Here is a 21,377-nt window from a genome sequence, read left to right on the forward strand (position 1 = left end):
GTATGACGGCATAAAGGTAGCAATTTCCGAACCAGAGTGCCGAACAAGTGTTTTAAAAGCTTCGGCGACAGGCAACGGAATGCAATGGTGCGCTGGGATGAGCGTACATCAAAACATGCACCAGGATGGAGCGGACTCGGCGTTTCTGTCGCTTGCAGGCTACCTGCCGTAGGTGGCGTGGCGACTGAGTGCGCAGGGCGGGCCTTTGATGGGAAAGCCAGAGCGGCCTGGCGGTTTTCATCGAGCTTTTTTCAAGCCTCAGTATCAGGTCTCAATACGGGACTGTTGTGCGCGGGTTTGTTGGCAAGCGCTCGGCCAACGGCTTGTCCGGTCATTTCGATATACCGGTAGGTGAACATCGACACCAGGACAACCGATCCCGCTACCAGCAAAGCGATGAGGTTGTTGAGCGGTACGTTACCGAGGTCCAGGTAGCGAGTCCCGTCGATCACAGGTGCAATGTCAACGCCAAGGATTTTTCTCGCCACCATGAACACTGACACTACGCAAAACAGAACGGCTGCATGGGTCAGGTAGATTGAATAAGACAACTTGCCGAGAAAGCTGAAGCCACGTCCCGCCAACAGCCGCGACACGGCGCCGCCATCGAAGGCGAATATCACCACGATGACACCGAACAACAGGCTGGCCAGTAATTGCTTGCCTGCAAAATCGTTGACCACGAACACCAGCGCCGCAGCCACCGCCAGCACTTCAAGCGTGGTCAACAACCAGCTCTGGGCCCGGTTGGGGTGGGGGAACCTCACATACACGGTGTACGCCAGGCAGCCGGTGAAAAAGTAGGCTAGGCCCCGTAGCGACTCGATGGTGAAGAAAGTATTGCCTGCAGACATCAGTGTCAGGGCCACCAGTACCATCGTCGCCCATACCCATGTCTTGATGCCGAAAGCGATGCCCAGAATCAAGGCGAAGATCATGTAGGTGTAGTACTCGATACTGATGCTCCAGGACGGATAGTTGAACGACAGTGGATTGGTCAAATACGTCCAGGATTGCAACAGCAGTGCATTCGGCAGAATTTCAGAAGGGGCGAATTTTCCTGAAAAAGGCGCATTGTTGAAGTCCATGCCTTTTTGGGCGGCCATATACCTACCGCACTCTAGAAGTATAAAGATGCTCAGCATAAATAGGTGCAGGGGCAGTAAGCGGAAAGTCCGTGTTATGAAGAACTTGCGAAAGTTGAACTGTGCGGCGCTGCCGTAGGCATGCGTCAATACAAAGCCGCTCAATACAAAAAAGAAAGACACAAATACTTCGGCATGACGAAATAACAACCATTCGGTGAAACTGCCGCTGACGCGCAAGTGATAGAGCATTACCGAAATGGCCATCAGCCCCCTGAAACTGTCCAGCGAATGAAATCGCTTTTCTGCGCGCATTTCAGGCTCCCTTGCTCGTGTGGGTGGCACGTCTTGGATTTCACTCCGATCACCCTACCGTTGGGGGATGGACTCGCTCGGCTCCACCCTGGGCTAGGTGTCGCCCGCTCCCCGAACGATTGTCTCCCTTCACTGTTGCATGAAGGGTCTGGCGCAGGATCTGGACGATGGGAGGTACTTAAATAGAATCACTGATCTAATGTCACGTTAGCATTGCTCTTTAAAAGAGCAAGTCGGTTTTTTCTTGTTATGGGGAATGTACTAATGACGCAATTACGGCGTCAGAAAAGCTGCTAGCGTACGGCGCGCCAATAGTTTTTTTAATTGCATCGGCACGCAACAAAACACATATCTTTAAATTACCGTTCATCGTCGATTCGCGCTATTTTTCTCACGCATGTTACATAGCGGCTATCGTGTAGGCCGAGTGATGGCAGAGCGCCAAAACTTCCGTGCCGGGATGGACGCATTCGTTTTGAAGTACCGGGTGAAAGTATTTTCGCCTTGGCGTGGAGGGCGTCATGACACGGGCCGAAGTCCAGCCGCAGGAGGGCGCTAACATTTCAGCAGGTCTTGCAGGATTGCCAGCGTGTCGGCTTCTTCCACCGTTTTGTCCTGGCGCCAGCGCAACATTCGTGGGAACCGCACCGCGATCCCACTCTTGTGGCGCTTGGACAGGGCGATGCCCTCGAAGCCCAGCTCGAATACCAGGGTCGGCGTGACACTGCTCACCGGGCCGAACTTTTCCACGGTGGTCTTGCGCACGATGCTGTCGACCTGGCGCATTTCTTCATCGGTCAGCCCCGAATACGCCTTGGCGAAGGGCACCAGGCTGCGTTCGCGACTGCCCGGCGGGTTGTCCCACACCGCGAAGGTGTAGTCGCTGTAGAGGCTGGCGCGCCGACCGTGGCCGCGCTGGGCATAGATCAACACCGCGTCGACACTGAACGGGTCGATCTTCCACTTCCACCACACGCCCATGTCCTTGGTCCGACCGACGCCGTACAGGGCATCGCGGGCCTTGAGCATCATGCCTTCGACACCGAGGCTGCGAGAGGCTTCGCGTTGCCGGGCGAGGTCGAACCAATCCGGGCCGGTGACGATCGGCGATGGCAATAGCACCGGGCTATGGGCGCGGGCAATCAGCGCTTCCAGTTGCTCGCGGCGCTCGACCTGAGGGCGGCTGCGCCAGTCTTCGCCTTGCCATTCCAGCAGGTCGTAGGCCATCACCACCACGGGCGCATCCTCGAGGATTTTCTTGCCCAGGGTCTTGCGCCCGATGCGCTGTTGCAGCAGGGCGAAGGGTTGCACCGCCGGTTGCAGCGGCGCATCCGGGTCGAAGGCGCCTTCGGTCAACGGCTCGGTGGTTTTCCACACGACGATTTCTCCGTCGATGACCGTGCCGTCGGGCAGCGCCTGGGCCAACACCTGCAATTCAGGGAAGCGCTCGGTTACCAGGTCCTCACCCCTGGACCAGACCCAGAGCTGGCCGTCACGCTTGACCACCTGGGAGCGGATGCCATCCCACTTCCATTCCACTTGCCAGTCACTGGCCGGCCCCAGCAGCGCGTCGAATTGCTCCACCGGTGCGGACAACCCATGGGCCAGGAAGAATGGATAAGGCTGGCCGCCGCGCTGGGCGTGCTCATCGGCGGATTCGGCGGCGATCAACTTGAGGTAGCCGGCGGCGGTCGGACGATAGGACAGATCGGTATAGCCCACCAGGCGCTGGGCCACCCGCTTGCTGTCCAGGTTGGCCATGCCGGCCAGGGCCCGGGTTACCAGTAGTTTGGATACGCCGACGCGGAAACTGCCGGTGATGAGCTTGATACACAGCATCAGGCTCGGTCGGTCCAGTTGTGCCCACAATGCTGGCAGCCGCTGTGCCAACACCTCGGGCGATTCGCCGCGCAACGGCAGCAATTTCTCCTCGATCCACAGCGCCAGGCCTTCGTCGGAGCTGTGGGGCGATTCCGGCAATACCAGCGAAATGGTTTCGGCCAAGTCGCCCACGGCCTGGTAGCTCTCTTCGAACAACCACGTCGACAAGCCCGACACCTGCACTGCCAATTCCCGCAGAATCTTGACCGGCACCAGTTGCCGTGGGCGTCCACCGGAAAGGAAATACACGGCCCACGCGGCGTCCTGGGGCGGGGCCAGGGTGAAATAATTTTGCATGGCGGCAAGCTTGGCGTTGCTGGAGGTCGTAGCGTCCAATTCAGCGTACAGCTCGGCGAAGGCTTTCATGACGCCCCCTCGCTGGTGTCGGCACCGAGCTCTTCTTCATCGTCGCCGTATTCGGTGATGAAACCCTGGGCGTCGAGGCCTTGCTCGCACAAATGGCGCACTAGCACGCCGACCGAGCCATGGGTGACCATTACCCGTTCGGCGCCGGTCTGTTCGATGGCCCAGAGCAGGCCGGGCCAGTCGGCGTGATCGGACAGCACGAACCCCCGGTCCACGCCACGCCGCCGACGTGTACCGCGCAGGCGCATCCAGCCGCTGGCGAAGGCGTCGCTGTAGTCACCGAAACGGCGCATCCAACTGCTCCCCCCGGCGGAGGGCGGGGCGATGACCAGCGCCTGGCCCATGATCGGGTCGTTCTTCTTCACGTCGCCGGCATAGATCGTCGGCGGTAGCCGCACGCCGGCCTCGCGGTAGACCCGGTTCAGCGGTTCCACCGCGCCATGGGCCAGGATCGGTCCGAGGCTTTCATCGATGCCGTGGAGAATCCGCTGGGCCTTGCCAAAGGAATAGCAGAACAACACGCTGGCGCGACCGACCGCGATGTTCCCGCGCCACCATTGGTTGATCTCGTCGAAGACTTGCGCCTGGGGCTGCCAGCGATAGATGGGCAGGCCGAAGGTCGATTCCGTAATGAATGTATGACATTTCACCGGTTCGAACGGCGCACAGGTACCGTCGGGCTCGACCTTGTAATCCCCCGATGCCACCCAGACCTCACCTTGGTATTCCAGCCGCACCTGGGCCGAACCCAGTACATGGCCGGCGGGATGGAAACTCAAGGTCACGCCGTGATGCCGCAAGCGCTCGCCGTAGGGCAGGGTTTGCAAGTTGATGTCCTGGCCCAGGCGTGAACGCAGAATGCCTTCGCCGGGTGCCGCTGCCAGATAGTGTTGGTTGCCGCTGCGGGCATGATCGCCGTGGGCGTGGGTGATAACCGAACGTTCGATCGGGCGCCACGGGTCGATGTAGAAATCTCCAGGCGGACAGTACAGGCCTTCGGGGCGGGCAATGACAAGATCCATGCAGTCACCGGGGCGATGGGCTTGTCAGGTAGAGGCTCAGGCGAGAGGGGAAGTTCTATCAGATTTTTGGCGGACAGGATCAGGTGACAGGAGGGAAAAATGTGGCGAGGGGATTTATCCCCGCTGGACTGCGAAGCAGTCCCAAATCAGCCAACTCAATTTGCCTGAAAGATCGAGTTGCTTGGTTTCAGGGCTGCTTCGCAGCCCAGCGGGGCGGTGCGACGTTTCGCTAAATCCCCTCGCCACAGTGGAGAGTCTATTTGCCCGGCACCAGGGTCAACCGCGTCTTGCCATAGGCCCGATCGAAGTTCTGCGGCTGCAAGGGCAGGTTCTGATACTGCCCCTTGATCCACGGATCGATGCCATTGGCATAGTTCGGGCTGACCGGGTTGCCGGACTGGCCGGTGCCGTCCTGGATCATCAGCGGTTCAGGTTGGCCGAAGTCAACGATAAAACGCATGGCCGGTGCCAGGGTGGTATTGAAATCCTGCCCCACGGCGTACGCCGCGGTGTTGAGCGTGGTGGCGTCGCCACCGGCCGGCAGCGGTCCGCGCACGATCTGGCCGTTACTGTTCTTCCACTCGTAGCGATGCAACTTGCCCCACTGCCAAGCCTTGTGGTCACCGCCCAACTGGCTGTCACCGGCGCTGATGGTCGCGGCGAGGCTGCGGGCCAGGATGACGGCCTTGTCTTCCTTCTGCGGTGTCCGCACGTCGTCCCAGAACGGGCTGTCCTCGCGAGCCAGCAGATGATCGGCCTGGGCCGAGTAGGACAATTGGCCATTGGCGATCAGCGCTTTCCACGCCGGGCTGCTGTCCGGGCCCAGTTCGTCGAGGAAGATCTGCTTCATGCTTTCCTGCAGGAACAGCTCATAGATCGCCGCATCGGCGGAGGTCGGGCTGAGCCGGCCATCGAATGCCATCAAGCGGGTATAGGCTTCGCGGGCCTTGGCCCGGTCAGCCACCGGCAGGGCTTCGATCGCCTGTTTGAGCGGTTGGGACATGCCCGGGGCTTCGAAGACCTTCTTGAGTTTGGCGGCGAAGGTCGTGGTCTGGTCGTATTGCATGGCGGTCAGGCTGCGGGAGTCGTGCTTGCCCGCGCTGGCCAGTTCGGCCAGGCGCTCGCCACGCTCCGGTGCGGCCCAGGAGTTGGACAACTGCATGCCGTAGCCGTGGGGAATGACCCGCTGGTTGGCTGTGCCGAGCCAGCCTTGGGCCGGATCCTGGTCGTACGGGTGCAGCATCGGGTCGGCGTAACCGTCCCAATCGTAGCGACCATCCCAGCCTGGGGACGGTAACAGGCCTTCGCCTTCGCGGCGGTTGGGGTAGCGACCGGTGACTTGCCAGCCGATGTTGCTGGCGTCGGCGAATACCATATTCACGGCCATGGCGCGGATTTCCCGGCTGGCATCGGAGGCTTTCTCGACGTTTTGTGCCCGGGACAGGTCGAAGAAGGCATCCAGGGTCTTGTCGTCGCCCAGGCTCGGCATCTGCAACGCCAGGCCAAAGCCGTTGGCCATGGCCGGGCCCTGGGCGCTGTTGAGCAGCGGGCCGTGGCGGGTCTCGAACACCGCTTCACGAATCGGCCGCTGGCCTTTGATGAAATAGGTTTCGTTGCGCACGATTGCCGGTTGCCATTTGCCGTTGGCCTCGTAGGACAAGCCGTTGCCCTGGCGACGGATTTTTTCCAGGAACAGGTCCTGGTTATCGCCCAGCACGCTGGTCATGCTCCAGGCCACTTTGCCGTTGAAACCGGCCAGGATCATCGGAATGCCCGCCACGGAAACCCCGGCCGCCTGGTACTTGGGCGCCCGGATCTGTACGGGGCTCCACAGTCCTGGCATGCCCAGCGGGCCATGGCTGTCGCTGGCCAACAGGCTCTTGCCGCTGCGGCTGCGTTGCGGCGCGATGGCCCAGTTACTCGAAGAGGCAGCACTCAAAAGGTTCAGCCCGGCCAACTGGCTGGTGGCCTTGCTGATCTCGTTCAGGCCCGGAATCTGGCCGTTGAGCCGCACGCCCTGAAGCTTGTCGGCTTCGGCCTGGGGCAGTTGTTCATCTGGATAGGACGGGCTCAGCCAGGCGAGTTTGTCGTTGGTGACCGTCTGGGCCAGCACCAGGCTAGCGATTTCTTCCGGCAGGTTGGCCGATTGGCTGAAATTCAGCAGGCAGAACATCAGCGCCGAGTCTTCCGGTTTCCAGTACTCGGGTTTGTAACCGGTGGCGGCCAAGTCCGCCGGCAACTTGTCGCGGTAGCGGAACAGGTAGGCGTTGACGCCGCGGGCATAGACTTCGAAGAAGCGCTTGAGCCGTGGCGAAGACGCCTTGTACAGCTCATCGGCGTTTTTCTTCAGATTGACGGCGCGCATGTAGCGGTCGACGTCCAGCCGTTCGGCGCCGGACATCTCTGCCAACCGCCCCTGGGCCAGCAGACGCAGGGTCACCATCTGGGTGATGCGGTCACTGGCATGGACGTAGCCGAGGGTGAACAGGGCGTCATGAAAGCTGTTGCTTTCGATCAGCGGCATGCCCGTGGCATTGCGGCGGACCGAGACGTTCTGCGCCAGCCCCTTGAGCGGCTGCACGCCGGAAGTGGGCGGGACAGTGTCCTGGGCATTCCAGGTCTGGCATCCGCTCAAACCGAGCATACTGGCCACCGCGGCGGCAACGCCGAGCCGGGGGATGAAGGAAATAGAGGCTGGCGAGGCCATGGCAAAGCTCCTGCGGGAGGGGGTGGCGGCAATAAAGGCGCTACGTTAGTGAGCAGGAGGGGGGCGCGCAAGCGGGGGCGAGGGTTATTTGTTGATTTGGCGACAAAACCCAGGGCTCGGGTAAGCTCTTTCGCTCGAGGGCTTGCCTGTCAGGAAGAGGTGATGCCCAAGTGTGGAAATTCAATGACTGAGCAAGAGGAAATCGGCATGGAGCTACAGATCAACGCAGCGCTGATCCTCATCGATCAACAAAAAGGCATTCTTCACCCCAGGCTCGGCCCTCGCAACAACCCCGAGGCAGAACTGCGGATGCTGGAGCTTCTGGCTTTCTGGCGGCACACGGTTCGACCGGTGATTCATGTCCACCACTTGTCCCGCTCGCCGGATTCGGTGTTCTGGCCGGGACAGTCGGGCGTGGAGGTCCAGCCACGGTTCGAACCGATGGCCGGGGAGTGGTTGATTCAAAAACAGGTGCCGGATGCGTTCAGTGGCACGCCCCTGGAAGAAGACCTGCGCAGGGCAGGCATCGGGCAACTGGTGATCGTCGGCGTGGCGACGCACAACTCGGTGGAGTCCACGGCGCGTACGGCCGGTAATCTGGGGTTCGACACGTGGGTGGTCGAGGATGCCTGCTTTACCTTCGACAAGACCGACTATTTCGGCAATGCCCGTTCGGCTGGCGAGGTGCACGCCATGTCCCTGGGCAACTTGCATGGCGAGTATGCGACGGTGGTCAGTGTGAAGCGGGTTCTTGAGGCAGTCTGATAGACAGGCATTGAAAGTGCCGGCCTCATCGCGAGCAGGCTCGCTCCCACACTGGACTCTGCACTGATCATGGAATATCGCTTCACCGCAATGCCCTTGTGGGAGCGGGCTTGCTCGCGAAGAGGGTGTGTCAGGTTAATCAATGCCAACTGACCCGCCGCATTCGCGAGCAAGCCCGCTCCCACAGAGGTCGGTGGTGAGCCCCGGCCTTACGAGCGCCGCAGACCCCCTGTGGGAGCGAGCCTGCTCGCGATAGCGATTCAACAGGCGAAGATTATCTGCGCCCGAACCTTCAAGCCCCGTGGCACTTCTTGAATTTCTTGCCATTGCCGCATGGGCAAGGGTCGTTGCGGCCGACATCCTTCAGGGCGTTGCGTACCGGTTCCTGGTGGGCGTGGCCGCAGTTCGGGCCGTGGACGTGGCCGTGGTCATGATCGTGATGATGGTCGTGATCGTGGTTGCAATCAGGGCCGTGGACATGGGGTTGCTGGGTCATCGGGGTTACTCCGCAATAAAATCGGCGGCGATTATCACGCCATTGCGCTCAAGGTGCACGTAGTGGGCGATGAATAATCCGGTTTCCAGCTCACCTTCCAGACGATAGGGGATCTGTTCCCGGGGTTTCTCCAGCAACTTCACCACATCCCGCACCTGCGGCCACAGGTTGGTGCGGATCGGCACCTTGAAGTAGGCACTGTGTCTGGGGCGTACGGTGAACCAGTGTTCATGCTCACCTTCGGTCAGCAACAGGTCGCCCAGGTGGATGCGATACGTCAGGCCGCGAACGGTCAGGTCGCTGTCGCCCGGGTTGTCGACGCGAAAGTGCAGCATGAACTTCTGTTCCAGCAGCCGGGCCCGCACCACCTCGACCTTGACCAGATGCACTTGTGGCTCAGGGGCTTCTTCACCCCACCAGGACGCGCAGCCGCCGAGCCCGACGAATAGCAGCAGGCAGGTGATGCGCAGCAAGAGTGATGGTGGGGTCATGTCCGTGCCTCTGGTTTATCCCCAGTCTAGCCCTATGGGCCGATGGACGAGCGTCGGACGTTTCCGAAAAGTCAGCGATTGAAGTAGCCGGCGCAGCACTTCTTGAATTTGTGCCCGCTGCCGCACGGGCAGTTGTCGTTGCGGCCAGTCTTGACTGGCACGGTCGGGTCGATGAAGTACCAGCGCCCGTTGTTCTGTACGAACGAAGATTGTTCACGGTGGCGGTGCTCTCCCTGGCCGTCGTGCCAGCGCGCCGTGAACGTGACAAAGGCGTGCTCCGGTTGCCCGCCGAACACTTCGCTGCTTTCCACCTCCAGTCCCAACCAGGTGCTGTTGGCGCTCCACTCGCTGATCGACTGGCGATCGAGCCCTTGCTGCTGGGCGGGCAGGGTGGTGGCGACCAGATAATCCACCAGGCCCAGCACGTAGGCGCTGTAGCGCGAGCGCATCAAGGCTTCGGCGCAAGGCGCCGGGTGACCGTCGTGGTAATGGCCGCAGCAGGCGTCCAGTGTGTTGCCACTGCCGCAGGGGCAAATGGGTGTGTGCGGGCTTGTGTTCACGGCTACCACCAATATTTTCCAAAGTTTTCCGGGTTGGCCCAAAAGCGCGAGTTGAGCCAGTCGGGGACTTGCTTGTATTCAAGCAGATCATAGGTAAACAGGGTCAGCACCTGCTCTTCGCGCTGGAATCGCTCGCTGGCTTGCAGGGCCAGGGAAAAAAAGTCCGTCTCTTGCCAGCCGCAGGCGTTGAGGTCTGCCAGCACGGCGATACGGCTGGCGTTGAGATTGCGGATGCCGCCCAACAGGTTCAGACCGTCGCGCTTGGGCAAATGCTCCAGGCAATCGAGCGCCAGGGCCAGGTCAAAACGCCGCGCCGCCACGTCCGCCGGCAGCGCGCCTGGGCCGGCATGGACCACTTCGGTGTCGGGGTGGGCCTGCTGGAACGCTTCGAGTGCGGGAAAGCCACTGGCACCGATCAACAGCAGTTTTTGCGGGGCATAACGGTCAAGCACGGCCGCCAGGGCTTGCTGGGGCGTACGCGAAGAAATGGCAACGGTCATCGAAGTTCCTCAGTCAGAAGCGTCACGATAGCCTGCCCGGACATCCTGGCCTAGAGCGGTTTGTCCCTGAATGGGCGCAAACGTCGCAAACACGGGGCGAAAACCCGCGATTGCTCAGGCTGGCGCAGATCCGCAGACGGGTCTTTACTCCCCTGAATCGGCGCAGAGCCGATCCCTCAAGGAGAAAACCCAATGAGCATAGTTCGGACAGCGTTACCCCTGGTTCTGCTAACCAGTGTGTTGACTGGTTGCGCAGGTTTGCAGAAAACCGACTGGCCGATCTGTGCGGCCACTGGTGGTGTTGTCGGCGCGGGACTGGGCGCCATCGAAAGCAGTTCCTGGATCGGCCCGGGAGCGCTGGTGGCCGGCACCGTTGCGGCGGGCTGGTGCTGGGCCCATGGCGACGGCGACGAAGACGGCGATGGCGTGCCGGACAGCCGCGACAAGTGCCCGGGTACACCGAAGGGCGTGCAGGTCGATGCCGACGGTTGCCCACCGCCCGCTCCAGCGCCGGTGGTTGAAGAACCCGCAGTGGTCAAGGAAGAAACCATCGTGATCCGCGATGTGCACTTTGAATTCAACAAAGCCACGTTGACCCCGGGCGACAAAGAGGTCCTGAGCACAGTCGCCACCCGGCTGAAACAGGAAACGTCCACCGCGCAATTGCGCGTCACCGGCCATACCGACAGCGTCGGCAGCGATGCCTATAACCAACGCCTGTCGGAGAAACGGGCCAATTCGGTGGTGAACTACCTGGTCGATCAAGGCGTGCCTCGCGCCAGTTTCGTCTCGGTGAGTGGTGCCGGGGAAAGCCAGCCAGTGGCCGACAACAAGACCGCCGACGGACGCGCCCAGAACCGTCGCACGGAAATCCGGATAAATCGCTAAAACCCTTGCCATCCGCGGCTTGTAGAGTGGCGGATGACAGTCTTTACTCCTGTGTGACCGGTATGGGCCGGTGACACAGGAGCCTTCACCATGAACGTTCTTATCAAGGCCGTCTTACCGGTGCTGCTGGCCAGCAGCGTGTTGTCCGGTTGTGCCACGCACAGCGATGGCAGCGCCCCCCTCAATCAACGCACCTGGCCGATCTGTAGCCTGATCGGCGGCTTGGTCGGTGGCGGATTGGGGGCCATCGAAAGCAGCGGCTGGGCCGCCGGTGGCGCCGCGTTGGGGCTGCTGGGCGGTGGTTTGATCTGCTACGCCCAAGATGGCGATGAAGACAACGACGGGGTGTTCGACCGCCGCGACCGTTGCCCCGATACGCCGGCCAATACTCCCGTCGAGCATCACGGCTGCCCGCTGCCGCAATACCCGGCCAGCGCCCCGCCGGTCGAGCCTGAAGCACCGGCCACCGAAGTCATCACCCTTAACGATGCCGGCAAGGTGCTGTTCGATTTCGACAAATCCGATCTCACCGCAGAAGCCCGAAGCCAACTCGATGGGCTGATGGGCAAACTCAGCCATGCCAATGTCGCCAGCATCCGGGTGGTGGGGCACACCGACAGTGTCGGCACTGATGCCTATAACCAGGGGCTGTCCGAACGTCGGGCCAGCAGCGTCGTCGAGTATTTGCTGACCCAGGGGCTGGCTCCCGACAAACTCACCAGTGAAGGCAAGGGCGAAAGCGAGCCGGTGGCTGACAATGAAACCGACGAAGGGCGGGCACAGAACCGTCGGGTCGAGCTGCATATCCAGCGTTGAGCCCTGAGCCAGAGCCGTCGGATCGCGAGGAGGGCGGTTCGGCGGTCGCTGGCCGGCGGTAAATTAAATTTGCCTTGCCCTCTGGCTTATCCTGCGCGCAAGCCGTTACTGTGCGGCCAAAGAATAATACTCATCGGAGGGGCATATGAAGGTGTTTTGGGGGCTGGGGCGTTTACTGACCCTACTGTTCTGGCTGGTGGTGCTGGTCAACCTGATTGTGCCGTTCGTCCATCCGTTGCATCTGCTGGTCAATTTCGCCGCAGCGTTTTTACTGGCGCTCCATCTATTGGAACTGCTGGTGTTCAGGGCCAGTTTTCGTGGCCGTCCCGCGCCTGGCCGCGATCGCCTCAGAGTGCTGCTGTTCGGCATCTTCCATCTGCAAACCCTCCCGACCGCGCCAGAGGCTTCCCATGCGTAAATTGTGTCTGCTCGCCGCACTCGTATGCCCATGGGCTTCGGCCCAAGTGGTCCAGGTCGAAAGCCATTCGTTGATGCGTCTGCCCAACACCACTAGTACTCTGACCCTGGAGCGGCTGGATGTGGCCGACTACGGCACGCTGCTGGTGCCTTCCAATGTCACGGAACTGACCATCGACCAATTGCACCTGGGACGTGAAGCACGGATCGCCATCGTGCCGGCGCAGCAGGTATTGGAAATGAAAGTGGCCCAGGCTGAGTTGGCCGAGGGCAGCCAGATCACTTCACGCGGCGCACCGGGTACCTACACCAAGGCGGCGCGGCCGGGGCGGGATCTGAACCTGCGCTTCAATGCCTTGAATGCGCCGCTGTTGTCGGTGGATGCCCGTGGTGGCACCGGTGCGCCGGGTTTCGTCGGCCTGGACGGCGCCAATGGCCAGGCGCCAGGTTGCACCTGGGGGTCGGCCGGTCGCGGGGCCGACGGCAGCAACGGCAGCGATGGCCAGCCCGGTGCGGCCGGTGCGCTGGTACGCCTTGAGCTGCCCCGCGCCTATCCTGCCGAGCAGATCAAGGTGACGGTGGACGGCGGCGCCGGTGGCGCGGCTGGGCACGGCGGCAAACCCGGTGTCGGTGGCAAGGCCAAGGGTTGTCTGGTCTATACCGCTGACGGCGGCAAGAGCGGCCGTCCGGGTGCCGATGGCCAGCCGGGGCCTGCCGGCGCGGCGGGGGCGGTGACGGTGCAGCGGTTCTGAAGAAAATCTGATCCCGACTTGTGGGAGCGAGCCTGCTCGCGATGGCATTGGGTCAGTCGATCAAGTATTGCCTGATGTGCCGCCATCGCGAGCAAGCTCGCTCCCACAGGGTTAGGTGCAATATTTTCAGAACATCGGCCGCGCCGCGCCAATCGCCACCACCAGCAGCCCGATCAGCAAATTGATCCCCACCAGTTTGCGAATTCTCCCCAGCACCGCCGCACCCGTCGGCCAATCCTGCGCAGTCACTGCGTTACGCAACGAAGGCAGTTGCAGGCCCTGGATGCGGATAAACAGCGCCGCCATCACCACATACAGGCCCATCATGATCTGCACATAACGCGGCGCGGTTTCGAAGCCGGCGAAGCGCACGTGGATCAGGCCTACACCGCTGATCGGCAAAAGCACCACCGCCACCCAGACCCAGACGAAAAAACGTTGAAACACTTCTACCCACAATTTGAGCCGGGCAGGGCCCTCAAGTGCCGTCATTGCGGCGGGGCGCAGGATCATCCAGGCGAAGAACATGCCGCCGACCCAAACCAGGGCCGCCAGCAAATGCAGGGTGTAGACAAGGGCAAAGGGTGTCATTGGGTTACTCCGTTCTGCGCAGGATTCATTAGCGGGGTATGATAGCCGCCGATCCGAACCACTGAAAATTTATCCAGCGTTTTTAGCGCCCGACCATTCATGATCAGCACCGAACTCAAAACCACGATCCAGGGCGCCTATTCGCGTTTTCTCGAAGCCAAGAGCCTCAAGCCGCGATATGGCCAGCGCCTGATGATTGCCGAAGTGGCAAAAGTCCTGGGTGACATCGACACCGATGACGAAGGCCGGCGCAGTGGCGAGCCCGCCGTCGTGGCGGTGGAGGCCGGCACCGGTACCGGCAAGACCGTGGCCTACAGCCTTGCGGCGATCCCCACCGCCAAGGCCGCCGGCAAGCGCCTGGTGATTGCCACCGCGACCGTCGCCCTGCAGGAGCAGATCGTCTACAAGGACCTGCCCGACCTGATGCGCAATAGCGGCCTGAACTTCACGTTCGCGCTGGCCAAGGGCCGTGGGCGCTACATGTGCCTGTCCAAGCTCGACATGCTGCTCCAGGAAGGCCAGGCGCAGACCGCCACGGCCCAGCTGTTCGAAGAAGAAGGCTTCAAGATCGAAGTCGATGAGGCCAGCCAGAAGCTGTTTACCAGCATGATCGAGAAACTGGCCGGCAATAAGTGGGACGGCGACCGCGACAGCTGGTCCACGGCCCTGGAAGACGCCGACTGGTCGCGCCTGACCACTGACCATAGCCAATGCACCAACCGCCATTGCCCGAACTTCGGCCAGTGCGCCTTCTACAAGGCCCGCGAAGGCATGGGCAAGGTCGACGTCATCGTCACCAACCACGACATGGTCCTGGCCGACCTGGCCCTGGGCGGTGGCGCGGTGCTGCCGGACCCGCGCGACACGATCTACGTATTCGACGAAGGCCATCACCTGCCGGACAAGGCCATCGGCCATTTCGCCCATTACACCCGGCTACGCTCCACCGCCGACTGGCTGGAAACCACCGCCAAGAACCTCACCAAACTGCTGGCCCAGCATCCATTGCCGGGTGACCTGGGCAAGTTCATCGAGCAAGTGCCGGAGCTGGCGCGGGAAATCAAGACGAACCAGCAGTTCATGTTCACCGCCTGCGAGCAAGTGGCCGACTTCAAGCCCGGCGAAGACGTCGAGGGCCGCGAGCGGCCACGCCATCGCTTCGTCGGCGGGGTGATTCCTGAACACATGCGCGAAATGGGCATCGAGCTCAAGAAAGGCTTCGCCCGCCTGACCGATCTGTTCACCCGCCTGACCGACCTGCTCAAGGAAGGCATGGATGGCGAGGTCAACATCGGCATCGCCAGCAACCAGGCCGAGGAATGGTACCCGCTATTTGGCAGCCTGTTGTCCCGCTCCCAGGGCAACTGGGAACTGTGGACGGCCTTCACCGCCGAGGACCCGGAGGACAACCCGCCGATGGCCCGGTGGCTGACCCTGGCCGAAAGCGGTTCGCTGTTTGACATCGAGGTCAATGCCAGCCCGATCCTGGCGGCGGAAATGCTGCGGCGCAACCTGTGGAACGTGGCCTACGGTGCGTTGGTGACATCCGCCACGCTGACCGCCCTGGGCACGTTCGACCGTTTCCGCATGCGCGCCGGCCTGCCGAAGAAAGCCGTGACCGCGGTGGTTCCGAGCCCCTTCCATCACGCCGATGCCGGCGTGTTGCGGGTGCCAGACCTCAAGGCCGACCCACGGGATGCCGCCGCCCACACTGCGGCGATCATTCGTGACTTGCCGGAATTGGTGGAAGGCTCGCGGGGCACCCTGGTGTTGTTTTCCTCGCGTAAACAGATGCAGGACGTGTTCGATGGGCTTGACCGTGACTGGCGCAAACAGGTGTTCATCCAGGGCAACCTGTCGAAGCAGGAAACCCTGAACAAGCACAAGGCGCGGGTCGACGGCGGGGACTCCAGCGTGCTCTTCGGCCTGGCGAGTTTTGCCGAAGGCGTGGATTTGCCCGGTGCCTATTGCGAGCACGTGGTGATCGCCAAGATCCCGTTCTCCGTCCCTGACGATCCGGTGGAAGCCGCGCTGGCCGAGTGGATCGAAGCCCGTGGCGGCAACCCGTTCATGGAAATCTCCGTGCCGGACGCATCGCTGAAACTGGTCCAGGCCTGTGGCCGCTTGCTGCGTACCGAAGAGGACCGCGGCACCATCACCTTGCTTGACCGCAGGCTGGTAACCCAGCGCTACGGCAAGGCGATCCTCAATGCGCTGCCACCGTTTCGGCGGGAGATTTCCTAGATTCCGGTGATTTGCTTGACGGGGGCTGTGTCAGTCCGGTCAGCCGTCTTGCGGCGGTTCCCAAAAGCCTGAATGGCTGAAACAATGCCAGCACTTTAAAAAGTGTTTGTTTCAAAGGAGTTGCGGGTGCAGATTCAAGGCCATTATGAACTTCAGTTCGAGGCGGTGCGTGAAGCCTTCGCGGCGCTGTTCGATGATCCCCAGGAGCGTGGCGCCGCGTTGTGCATTCAAGTGGGTGGCCGGACTGTCGTCGATCTGTGGGCCGGTACCGCCGATAAGGATGGCAGCGAAGCCTGGCACAGCGACACCATCGCCAATCTGTTTTCCTGCACCAAGACATTTACCGCCGTCACTGCCTTGCAACTGGTAGCCGAAGGCAAGCTGCAACTGGATGCCCCGGTTGCCCGCTATTGGCCGGAATTTGCCGCCGCCGGCAAGCAATCCATCACCCTGCGCCAGTTGCTCTGCCATCAGGCTGGACTACCAGCTCTGCATGAATTGCTGCCGCCCGAGGCGCTTTATGATTGGCAAGCCATGGTCGATGCCCTGGCCGCTGAAACGCCGTGGTGGACGCCGGGCGAAGGCCATGGCTACGCGGCGATCACTTATGGCTGGCTGGTCGGCGAGCTGCTGCGCCGGGCCGATGGGCGTGGCCCGGGGGACTCCATCGTGGCCCGCGTTGCCAAGCCATTGGGCCTGGATTTCCATGTCGGCCTGGCCGATGAGGAGTTTCATCGCGTGGCCCACATTGCCCGTGGCAAAGGCAACGTGGGGGATGCAGCGGCCCAGCGTCTGTTGCAGGTGACGATGCGCGAGCCCACGGCCATGACCACCCGGGCCTTCACCAACCCGCCGTCGATCATGACCAGCACCAACAAGCCGGAGTGGCGACGCATGCAGCAACCGGCGGCCAACGGTCACGGCAATGCCCGCAGCCTGGCCGGGTTCTACGCCGGTCTGTTGGACGGCAGCCTGCTGGAAGGCGAAATGCTCGACGAACTGACTCGCCAGCACAGCCTCGGCGAGGACAAGACACTGTTGACCCGGACCCGTTTCGGCCTGGGTTGCATGCTCGATCAACCGGATGTACCGAACGCGACCTACGGCCTCGGCCCACGGGCATTCGGCCATCCGGGGGCGGGAGGCTCCATCGGGTTTGCCGATCCGGAACAGGATGTTGCCTTTGGTTTCGTGACCAACACACTCGGGCCTTATGTGCTGATGGATCCGCGCGCGCAGAACCTGGCGAGGGTGTTAGCCACTTGTCTGTAAAACGCCATTGAAGGCAGCGGACACCGGAACCTCGTGTCCTTTTCAGTTTCCAAGCGTCTGTTTATGCGGCCCGAACATGGCCTTTTGTTTTTTCATTTAGATCATTTTGTGGATATCCAATGTCATCGAATAAAACCCTCGCTCTGGCGCTGTGCTTCGCTATCACCGGTTGCGCACAAACCCCACAAAATGATGCCGAGGCCGGCAGTAGCTGGTGGCCGTTCGGCTCTTCCGACAAGGTGGTAGCCAAGGAAACGACACCCGCGGCGCCCCTGAAACCGGCCGCCGTCGCTCCGCAAGCCAAGGCCGAGAGCGCTACGCACTGGTGGTGGCCGTTCTCTTCCGATGACGCTGCTGACGTCGCGAAGAAAGATGACGTCAAGCCTCAAGACAAGCCTGAAGCCAAGGCGCCGGCCGTTGCCAAGGCCGAAGCCGAAAGCAACGGCAAGTGGTGGTGGCCGTTCGGCGGCAAGGACCAGGAAACCGCCAAGGCGGTGCCGATGCCCGATCCGAAAGTCACCCAGGCCTGGCTCGACGACTACGAACCGAAGCTGCGCACAGCCATCAAGGACAGCAAGCTCGAACTCGAACGTCGCGACAACGTGTTGGTGGTTACCGCGCCCGTGGACGGCTCCTTCAACCCAGACCGTCCGGCCATGCTGCTGCCCGTGACCCTCGGCCCGTTCACACGCGTGGCGAAGATCCTTGAAGCCGACCCGAAGACCGCCGTGCTGATCCTCGGCCACGCCGATACTTCGGGCGCCGCGCCTGCGAACTTGAAGCTCAGCCAGGAGCGTGCCCAGTCCGTGGCGGCGATTTTCCGTCTCAGCGGCCTGCAACGTGATCGCCTGATGCTGCGTGGCATGGGCGCAGTGGCACCTCGTGCGGCCAACGACAGCGTGGAAGGCCGTGCCTTGAACCGTCGTGTGGAACTGCTGGTCACGCCGGCCAACACCATGGTTGCGCTGTTGAGCAAGTACAACATGCCGGCCCCTGCGCCGGTGACGCTGGTGGCGGCCCAGGACGTGAAGCCCGCAGCCCCGACCCCAGCGCCTGCGGCTAAAAAAGCCGTGACCTCAACGGCCAAGAAGGCTCCGGCCAAAAAAGCCGCGGCCAAGGCTCCGGCGAAGAAAGCGCCAGCCAAGGCCACTACTGCGGCGAAGAAACCCCAACCGGCCAAAGCCGCCACCGATACCAAGAAAGTCGCGGCCGCCGATACTCCCAAGCAGTGATGGGCTAACCACAAGGAACGCGCCATGACCCAACCGCTGGCTGATATGCGCCGCGACTACACCCGCGATGGCTTGACCGAGGCACAAGCCCCGGCCGAGCCGTTTGCATTGTTCCACCAATGGTTCGCCGACGCGGTGAAAACCGAGCAGGCTCCGGTTGAGGCTAACGCCATGACCCTGGCCACGGTGGATGCACAAGGGCGACCGCACTGTCGAATTCTGCTGCTCAAGGGCCTGGATGCCTTGGGCTTCACGTTCTTCACCAACTACGACAGCGCCAAGGGCCAGCAACTGGCCGCGAATCCATTCGCGGCCATGACGTTTTTCTGGCCGGCCCTGGAACGCCAGGTGCGCATCGAAGGCAAAGTGGTCAAGGTCACGGCGCAGGAGTCGGACGCCTATTATCAGGTTCGCCCGCTGGGCAGCCGTCTCGGCGCCTGGGCTTCCCCCCAGAGCCGGGTGATTTCAGGGCGCGCTGAGCTGGACGACTTGCTCAAGGCCACCGAACAACGTTTCAGCGACAGCCAGCCGCACTGCCCGGAGCATTGGGGTGGTTATCGTTTACTGCCCGAGCGCATCGAGTTCTGGCAAGGCCGTCCGAGCCGCCTGCACGATCGCCTCAACTATCGTCTGCAAGGGACGAACTGGATTCGCGAGCGTCTGGCGCCTTAGCCGCGATAACCTGCCGCAGCGGTTTGAAGCCATTGCGGCAAGTCCCGGCGCTTGATGCCTTGCTCCCGGGCGCGGGCCAGTTGTTGCAGCATGTAGGTCTTTTTCCGTTCATCCTGCCCCGCCAGGGACAGCGCCAGGTCGCGGTCCATCCAGCGTTTGATCCGTACGTACAACCACCAGTGGAAGTACAAGCCGGCCACGGTGATCGCGACGATAATGAAATAATCCATGAAAAATCCCCGGGTTGATGACGCAGGTTTTGGAAATTGGCGCTACTGTTGGGTGAATTTTTCCGGTGCGCCTGTATCCCACCTGAATGAAAACAATTTTATCCCGGCGAGACCGTGACAGGCGTCAAGTCGCGGAGTTTAATGAATCCCTGTCTTTTGGAGTTGATGCTATGCGTAAGTCTGTTTTGCTGGTTGCTTCCTTTTCCACGATGGCGATGTTGCTCACTGGCTGTCAGTCGAGCCTGACCGGTGACTCCTATTCCCGTGACGAAGCGCGTCGCGTGCAGACGATTCGCATGGGGACCATCGAATCCCTGCGTCCGGTCAAGATCGAAGGCACCAAGACCCCTATCGGCGGTGCAGCCGGTGCCGTGGTCGGTGGTGTAGGCGGTAGCGCCATCGGTGGCGGTCGTGGCAGCATCGTCGCCGCAGTGATTGGCGCTGTGGCCGGTGGCCTGATCGGCTCTGCCACTGAAGAAGGCCTGACTCGTACCCAGGGTGTGGAAATCACCGTTCGTGAAGATGACGGCAGCATGCGTGCCTATGTGCAGCAGGTTCAGGAAAACGAGGTGTTCCGTGTGGGTGAGCGGGTTCGTATTTCCACTGTGGATGGTACGAGTCGCGTATCCCACTAAGCTGGAATTGTTTGAGAAAACGGCGCCTTGTCCTGGACGGAAGGCGCCGTTTTTTTATGGCTTTGTTTCCGGGGGCGGAACCCTAAGCAGCCGTTACCGCAGCAATGGATATACACACCCCTCAGGCAGCCAGGAATCAGCTTGGCAATGCAGGCTGCTTGCGACTGGACGCCGCTGTCACCGCGTAACCCAACAACGCCGCGAGGATCGAACCGGTGAGAATCCCCATCCGATCCATGCCGGCGTAGTCACTCACGCCAGGCTCGAACGCCAGGGAGCCGACGAACAGGCTCATGGTGAACCCGATGCCACACAGGATCGCCACGCCCAGTACCTGACCCCAATTGGCGCCGGCGGGCAGGCTGGCAATGCCGATTTTCACGGCCAGCCAGGTCAGGCCGAAGACGCCGACGGTCTTGCCCAGTAACAGGCCGATCGCGATACCCATCGGCACGTGATGGGTGAAGCTTTCGACGGTGACGCCACTCAGGGACAGGCCGGCGTTGGCGAAGGCGAACAGCGGCAGGATACCGTAGGCCACCCAGGGATGCAGTGCATGCTCCAGGCTCAGCAGCGGTGAAGATTCGGCATTCTTCGTGCGCAGCGGGATGCAGAACGCCAGGGTCACACCGGCCAAGGTGGCGTGGACACCGCTCTTGAGTACGCAGACCCAGAGAATCAGGCCCACGACCATGTAGGGCCCGAGCTTGACCACGCCCATCCTGTTCATCGCCACCAATGCGGCGATGCAGGCAGCTGCCAGCATGAGCGACAAGGTCGACAGGGCGCCGGAGTAGAAGATGGCGATGATGATAATGGCGCCCAGGTCGTCGATGATCGCCAGGGTCATCAGGAACAGCTTGAGCGACACCGGCACCCGCTTGCCGAGCAAGGCCAGCACGCCGAGGGCGAACGCGATGTCGGTGGCCGTCGGGATTGCCCAGCCGGCGAGGGCGGGGGGATTGTCACGGTTGAGGAACCAGTAGATCAGCGCCGGCACCACCATGCCGCCAATCGCCGCCGCGCCCGGCAGGACGATTTGCGAAGGTTTCGACAGTTGCCCGTCGAGGACCTCGCGCTTGACCTCCAGGCCGATGAGCAGGAAGAACATCGCCATCAGGCCGTCATTGATCCATAGCAGCAAGGGTTTGGCGATTTTCAGCGCGCCGACCTGGGCCACCACCGGGGTGTCCAGCAGGCCGTTATACAGCCAGGACAGCGGCGAATTATTGATGGCCAGGGCCAGTACGGCGGCAGCGATCAGTAGCAGGCCACTGGCCGCCTCCAGCTGGAAAAAACGTGTCAGAGAATTACGTAGAGCCACGATCGCTCTCCATTCATCGAATCAAAAAGATGGCACACCCTAACCCGTACTGTTAGTTGTTAAAACAAAAGTTATATTCTTTTTTGTTATATGGCGTTACAACGCCTGCACGGCGC

The 21,377-nt window shown here is 61.6% G+C and carries 21 protein-coding genes; 10 read left to right on the forward strand and 11 right to left on the reverse strand.

Going from position 1 to position 21,377, the window contains the following annotated elements; translation table 11 throughout:
- Positions 1-251 precede the first annotated feature (251 nt).
- From PSH86_RS06160 to PSH86_RS06175, 4 genes are all read right to left on the reverse strand, one after another.
- Positions 252-1,400, reverse strand: coding sequence for an acyltransferase (locus tag PSH86_RS06160; protein ID WP_305488594.1), 1,149 nt, complete (start codon positions 1,398-1,400; stop codon positions 252-254).
- A gap of 555 nt (positions 1,401-1,955) precedes the next feature.
- A complete protein-coding gene (locus PSH86_RS06165) occupies positions 1,956-3,647 on the reverse strand; it encodes an ATP-dependent DNA ligase (RefSeq protein ID WP_305488597.1) in 1,692 nt (563 codons plus the stop codon).
- Complete coding sequence (locus tag PSH86_RS06170; protein WP_305488600.1) at positions 3,644-4,669, reverse strand: ligase-associated DNA damage response exonuclease; 1,026 nt, start codon at positions 4,667-4,669, stop codon at positions 3,644-3,646. The genes PSH86_RS06165 and PSH86_RS06170 overlap by 4 nt, the downstream gene beginning before the upstream one ends.
- Before the next feature lie 256 nt (positions 4,670-4,925).
- Entirely contained in the window at positions 4,926-7,376 is a 2,451-nt protein-coding gene (locus tag PSH86_RS06175) for a penicillin acylase family protein (RefSeq protein WP_116831600.1), read from the reverse strand.
- A 207-nt stretch (positions 7,377-7,583) separates the two neighbouring features.
- On the opposite strand from PSH86_RS06175, the gene PSH86_RS06180 reads away from it, so the two are divergent.
- Positions 7,584-8,141, forward strand: coding sequence for a cysteine hydrolase family protein (locus tag PSH86_RS06180; protein WP_109755797.1), 558 nt, complete (start codon positions 7,584-7,586; stop codon positions 8,139-8,141).
- A gap of 292 nt (positions 8,142-8,433) precedes the next feature.
- Here PSH86_RS06180 and PSH86_RS06185 read toward each other — a convergent pair whose 3' ends face one another.
- From PSH86_RS06185 to PSH86_RS06200, 4 genes are all read right to left on the reverse strand, one after another.
- A complete protein-coding gene (locus tag PSH86_RS06185) occupies positions 8,434-8,637 on the reverse strand; it encodes an SEC-C metal-binding domain-containing protein (protein ID WP_003198420.1) in 204 nt (67 codons plus the stop codon).
- A 5-nt stretch (positions 8,638-8,642) separates the two neighbouring features.
- A complete protein-coding gene (locus PSH86_RS06190; RefSeq protein WP_109755698.1) occupies positions 8,643-9,128 on the reverse strand; it encodes an LEA type 2 family protein in 486 nt (161 codons plus the stop codon).
- Positions 9,129-9,199: 71 nt separating this feature from the next.
- Positions 9,200-9,688 (reverse strand): YchJ family protein, encoded by a 489-nt coding sequence (locus PSH86_RS06195; RefSeq protein WP_305488610.1) that lies wholly within the window; start codon positions 9,686-9,688, stop codon positions 9,200-9,202.
- A gap of 2 nt (positions 9,689-9,690) precedes the next feature.
- Positions 9,691-10,188, reverse strand: a complete 498-nt coding sequence (locus PSH86_RS06200; protein WP_109755699.1) for a DUF6231 family protein — start codon at positions 10,186-10,188, stop codon at positions 9,691-9,693.
- A 192-nt stretch (positions 10,189-10,380) separates the two neighbouring features.
- Between PSH86_RS06200 and PSH86_RS06205 the strand changes: the two genes are divergently transcribed.
- The 4 genes from PSH86_RS06205 to PSH86_RS06220 all read left to right on the forward strand — a co-directional run bounded on the left by PSH86_RS06205 (position 10,381) and on the right by PSH86_RS06220 (position 13,061).
- The gene (locus tag PSH86_RS06205) at positions 10,381-11,076 is read left to right on the forward strand and encodes an OmpA family protein (protein WP_109755700.1); all 696 of its coding nucleotides are present in this window, start codon (positions 10,381-10,383) and stop codon (positions 11,074-11,076) included.
- A 90-nt stretch (positions 11,077-11,166) separates the two neighbouring features.
- Positions 11,167-11,892 carry an OmpA family protein gene (locus PSH86_RS06210; protein ID WP_163855106.1) on the forward strand — a complete coding sequence of 242 codons (726 nt, stop codon included), beginning with the start codon at positions 11,167-11,169 and terminating at the stop codon, positions 11,890-11,892.
- A gap of 145 nt (positions 11,893-12,037) precedes the next feature.
- A complete protein-coding gene (locus tag PSH86_RS06215) occupies positions 12,038-12,310 on the forward strand; it encodes a DUF1145 domain-containing protein (protein ID WP_116831602.1) in 273 nt (90 codons plus the stop codon).
- Positions 12,303-13,061 carry a collagen-like protein gene (locus PSH86_RS06220; protein WP_176688529.1) on the forward strand — a complete coding sequence of 253 codons (759 nt, stop codon included), beginning with the start codon at positions 12,303-12,305 and terminating at the stop codon, positions 13,059-13,061. The genes PSH86_RS06215 and PSH86_RS06220 overlap by 8 nt, the downstream gene beginning before the upstream one ends.
- Positions 13,062-13,187: 126 nt before the next feature.
- On the opposite strand, the gene PSH86_RS06225 is transcribed toward PSH86_RS06220, so the two are convergent.
- Entirely contained in the window at positions 13,188-13,652 is a 465-nt protein-coding gene (locus tag PSH86_RS06225; RefSeq protein WP_109755704.1) for a CopD family protein, read from the reverse strand.
- A gap of 99 nt (positions 13,653-13,751) precedes the next feature.
- On the opposite strand from PSH86_RS06225, the gene dinG reads away from it, so the two are divergent.
- From dinG to pdxH, 4 genes are all read left to right on the forward strand, one after another.
- A complete protein-coding gene (gene dinG / locus PSH86_RS06230) occupies positions 13,752-15,896 on the forward strand; it encodes an ATP-dependent DNA helicase DinG (RefSeq protein WP_092329194.1) in 2,145 nt (714 codons plus the stop codon).
- Positions 15,897-16,022: 126 nt separating this feature from the next.
- The gene (locus tag PSH86_RS06235; protein WP_163855102.1) at positions 16,023-17,168 is read left to right on the forward strand and encodes a serine hydrolase domain-containing protein; all 1,146 of its coding nucleotides are present in this window, start codon (positions 16,023-16,025) and stop codon (positions 17,166-17,168) included.
- Positions 17,169-17,287: 119 nt separating this feature from the next.
- Positions 17,288-18,400 carry an OmpA family protein gene (locus PSH86_RS06240; RefSeq protein ID WP_109755706.1) on the forward strand — a complete coding sequence of 371 codons (1,113 nt, stop codon included), beginning with the start codon at positions 17,288-17,290 and terminating at the stop codon, positions 18,398-18,400.
- Between the two features lie 24 nt (positions 18,401-18,424).
- The gene (gene pdxH / locus PSH86_RS06245; RefSeq protein ID WP_109755707.1) at positions 18,425-19,072 is read left to right on the forward strand and encodes a pyridoxamine 5'-phosphate oxidase; all 648 of its coding nucleotides are present in this window, start codon (positions 18,425-18,427) and stop codon (positions 19,070-19,072) included.
- Here the strand turns inward: pdxH and PSH86_RS06250 are convergent.
- Entirely contained in the window at positions 19,069-19,302 is a 234-nt protein-coding gene (locus PSH86_RS06250) for a hypothetical protein (RefSeq protein WP_109755708.1), read from the reverse strand. The two genes, pdxH and PSH86_RS06250, sit on opposite strands and share 4 nt — an antisense overlap.
- A 170-nt stretch (positions 19,303-19,472) precedes the next feature.
- On the opposite strand from PSH86_RS06250, the gene PSH86_RS06255 reads away from it, so the two are divergent.
- Positions 19,473-19,937, forward strand: a complete 465-nt coding sequence (locus PSH86_RS06255) for a glycine zipper 2TM domain-containing protein (protein WP_003184697.1) — start codon at positions 19,473-19,475, stop codon at positions 19,935-19,937.
- 136 nt (positions 19,938-20,073) lie between these two features.
- Here PSH86_RS06255 and nhaA read toward each other — a convergent pair whose 3' ends face one another.
- On the reverse strand, positions 20,074-21,261 hold the full coding sequence (gene nhaA, locus PSH86_RS06260; protein WP_109755709.1) for a Na+/H+ antiporter NhaA: 1,188 nt from the start codon (positions 21,259-21,261) through the stop codon (positions 20,074-20,076).
- Positions 21,262-21,377: the final 116 nt, after the last annotated feature.

The organism is Pseudomonas sp. FP2300 (assembly GCF_030687595.1).
GTDB classification, from domain to species: domain Bacteria; phylum Pseudomonadota; class Gammaproteobacteria; order Pseudomonadales; family Pseudomonadaceae; genus Aquipseudomonas; species Aquipseudomonas bijieensis.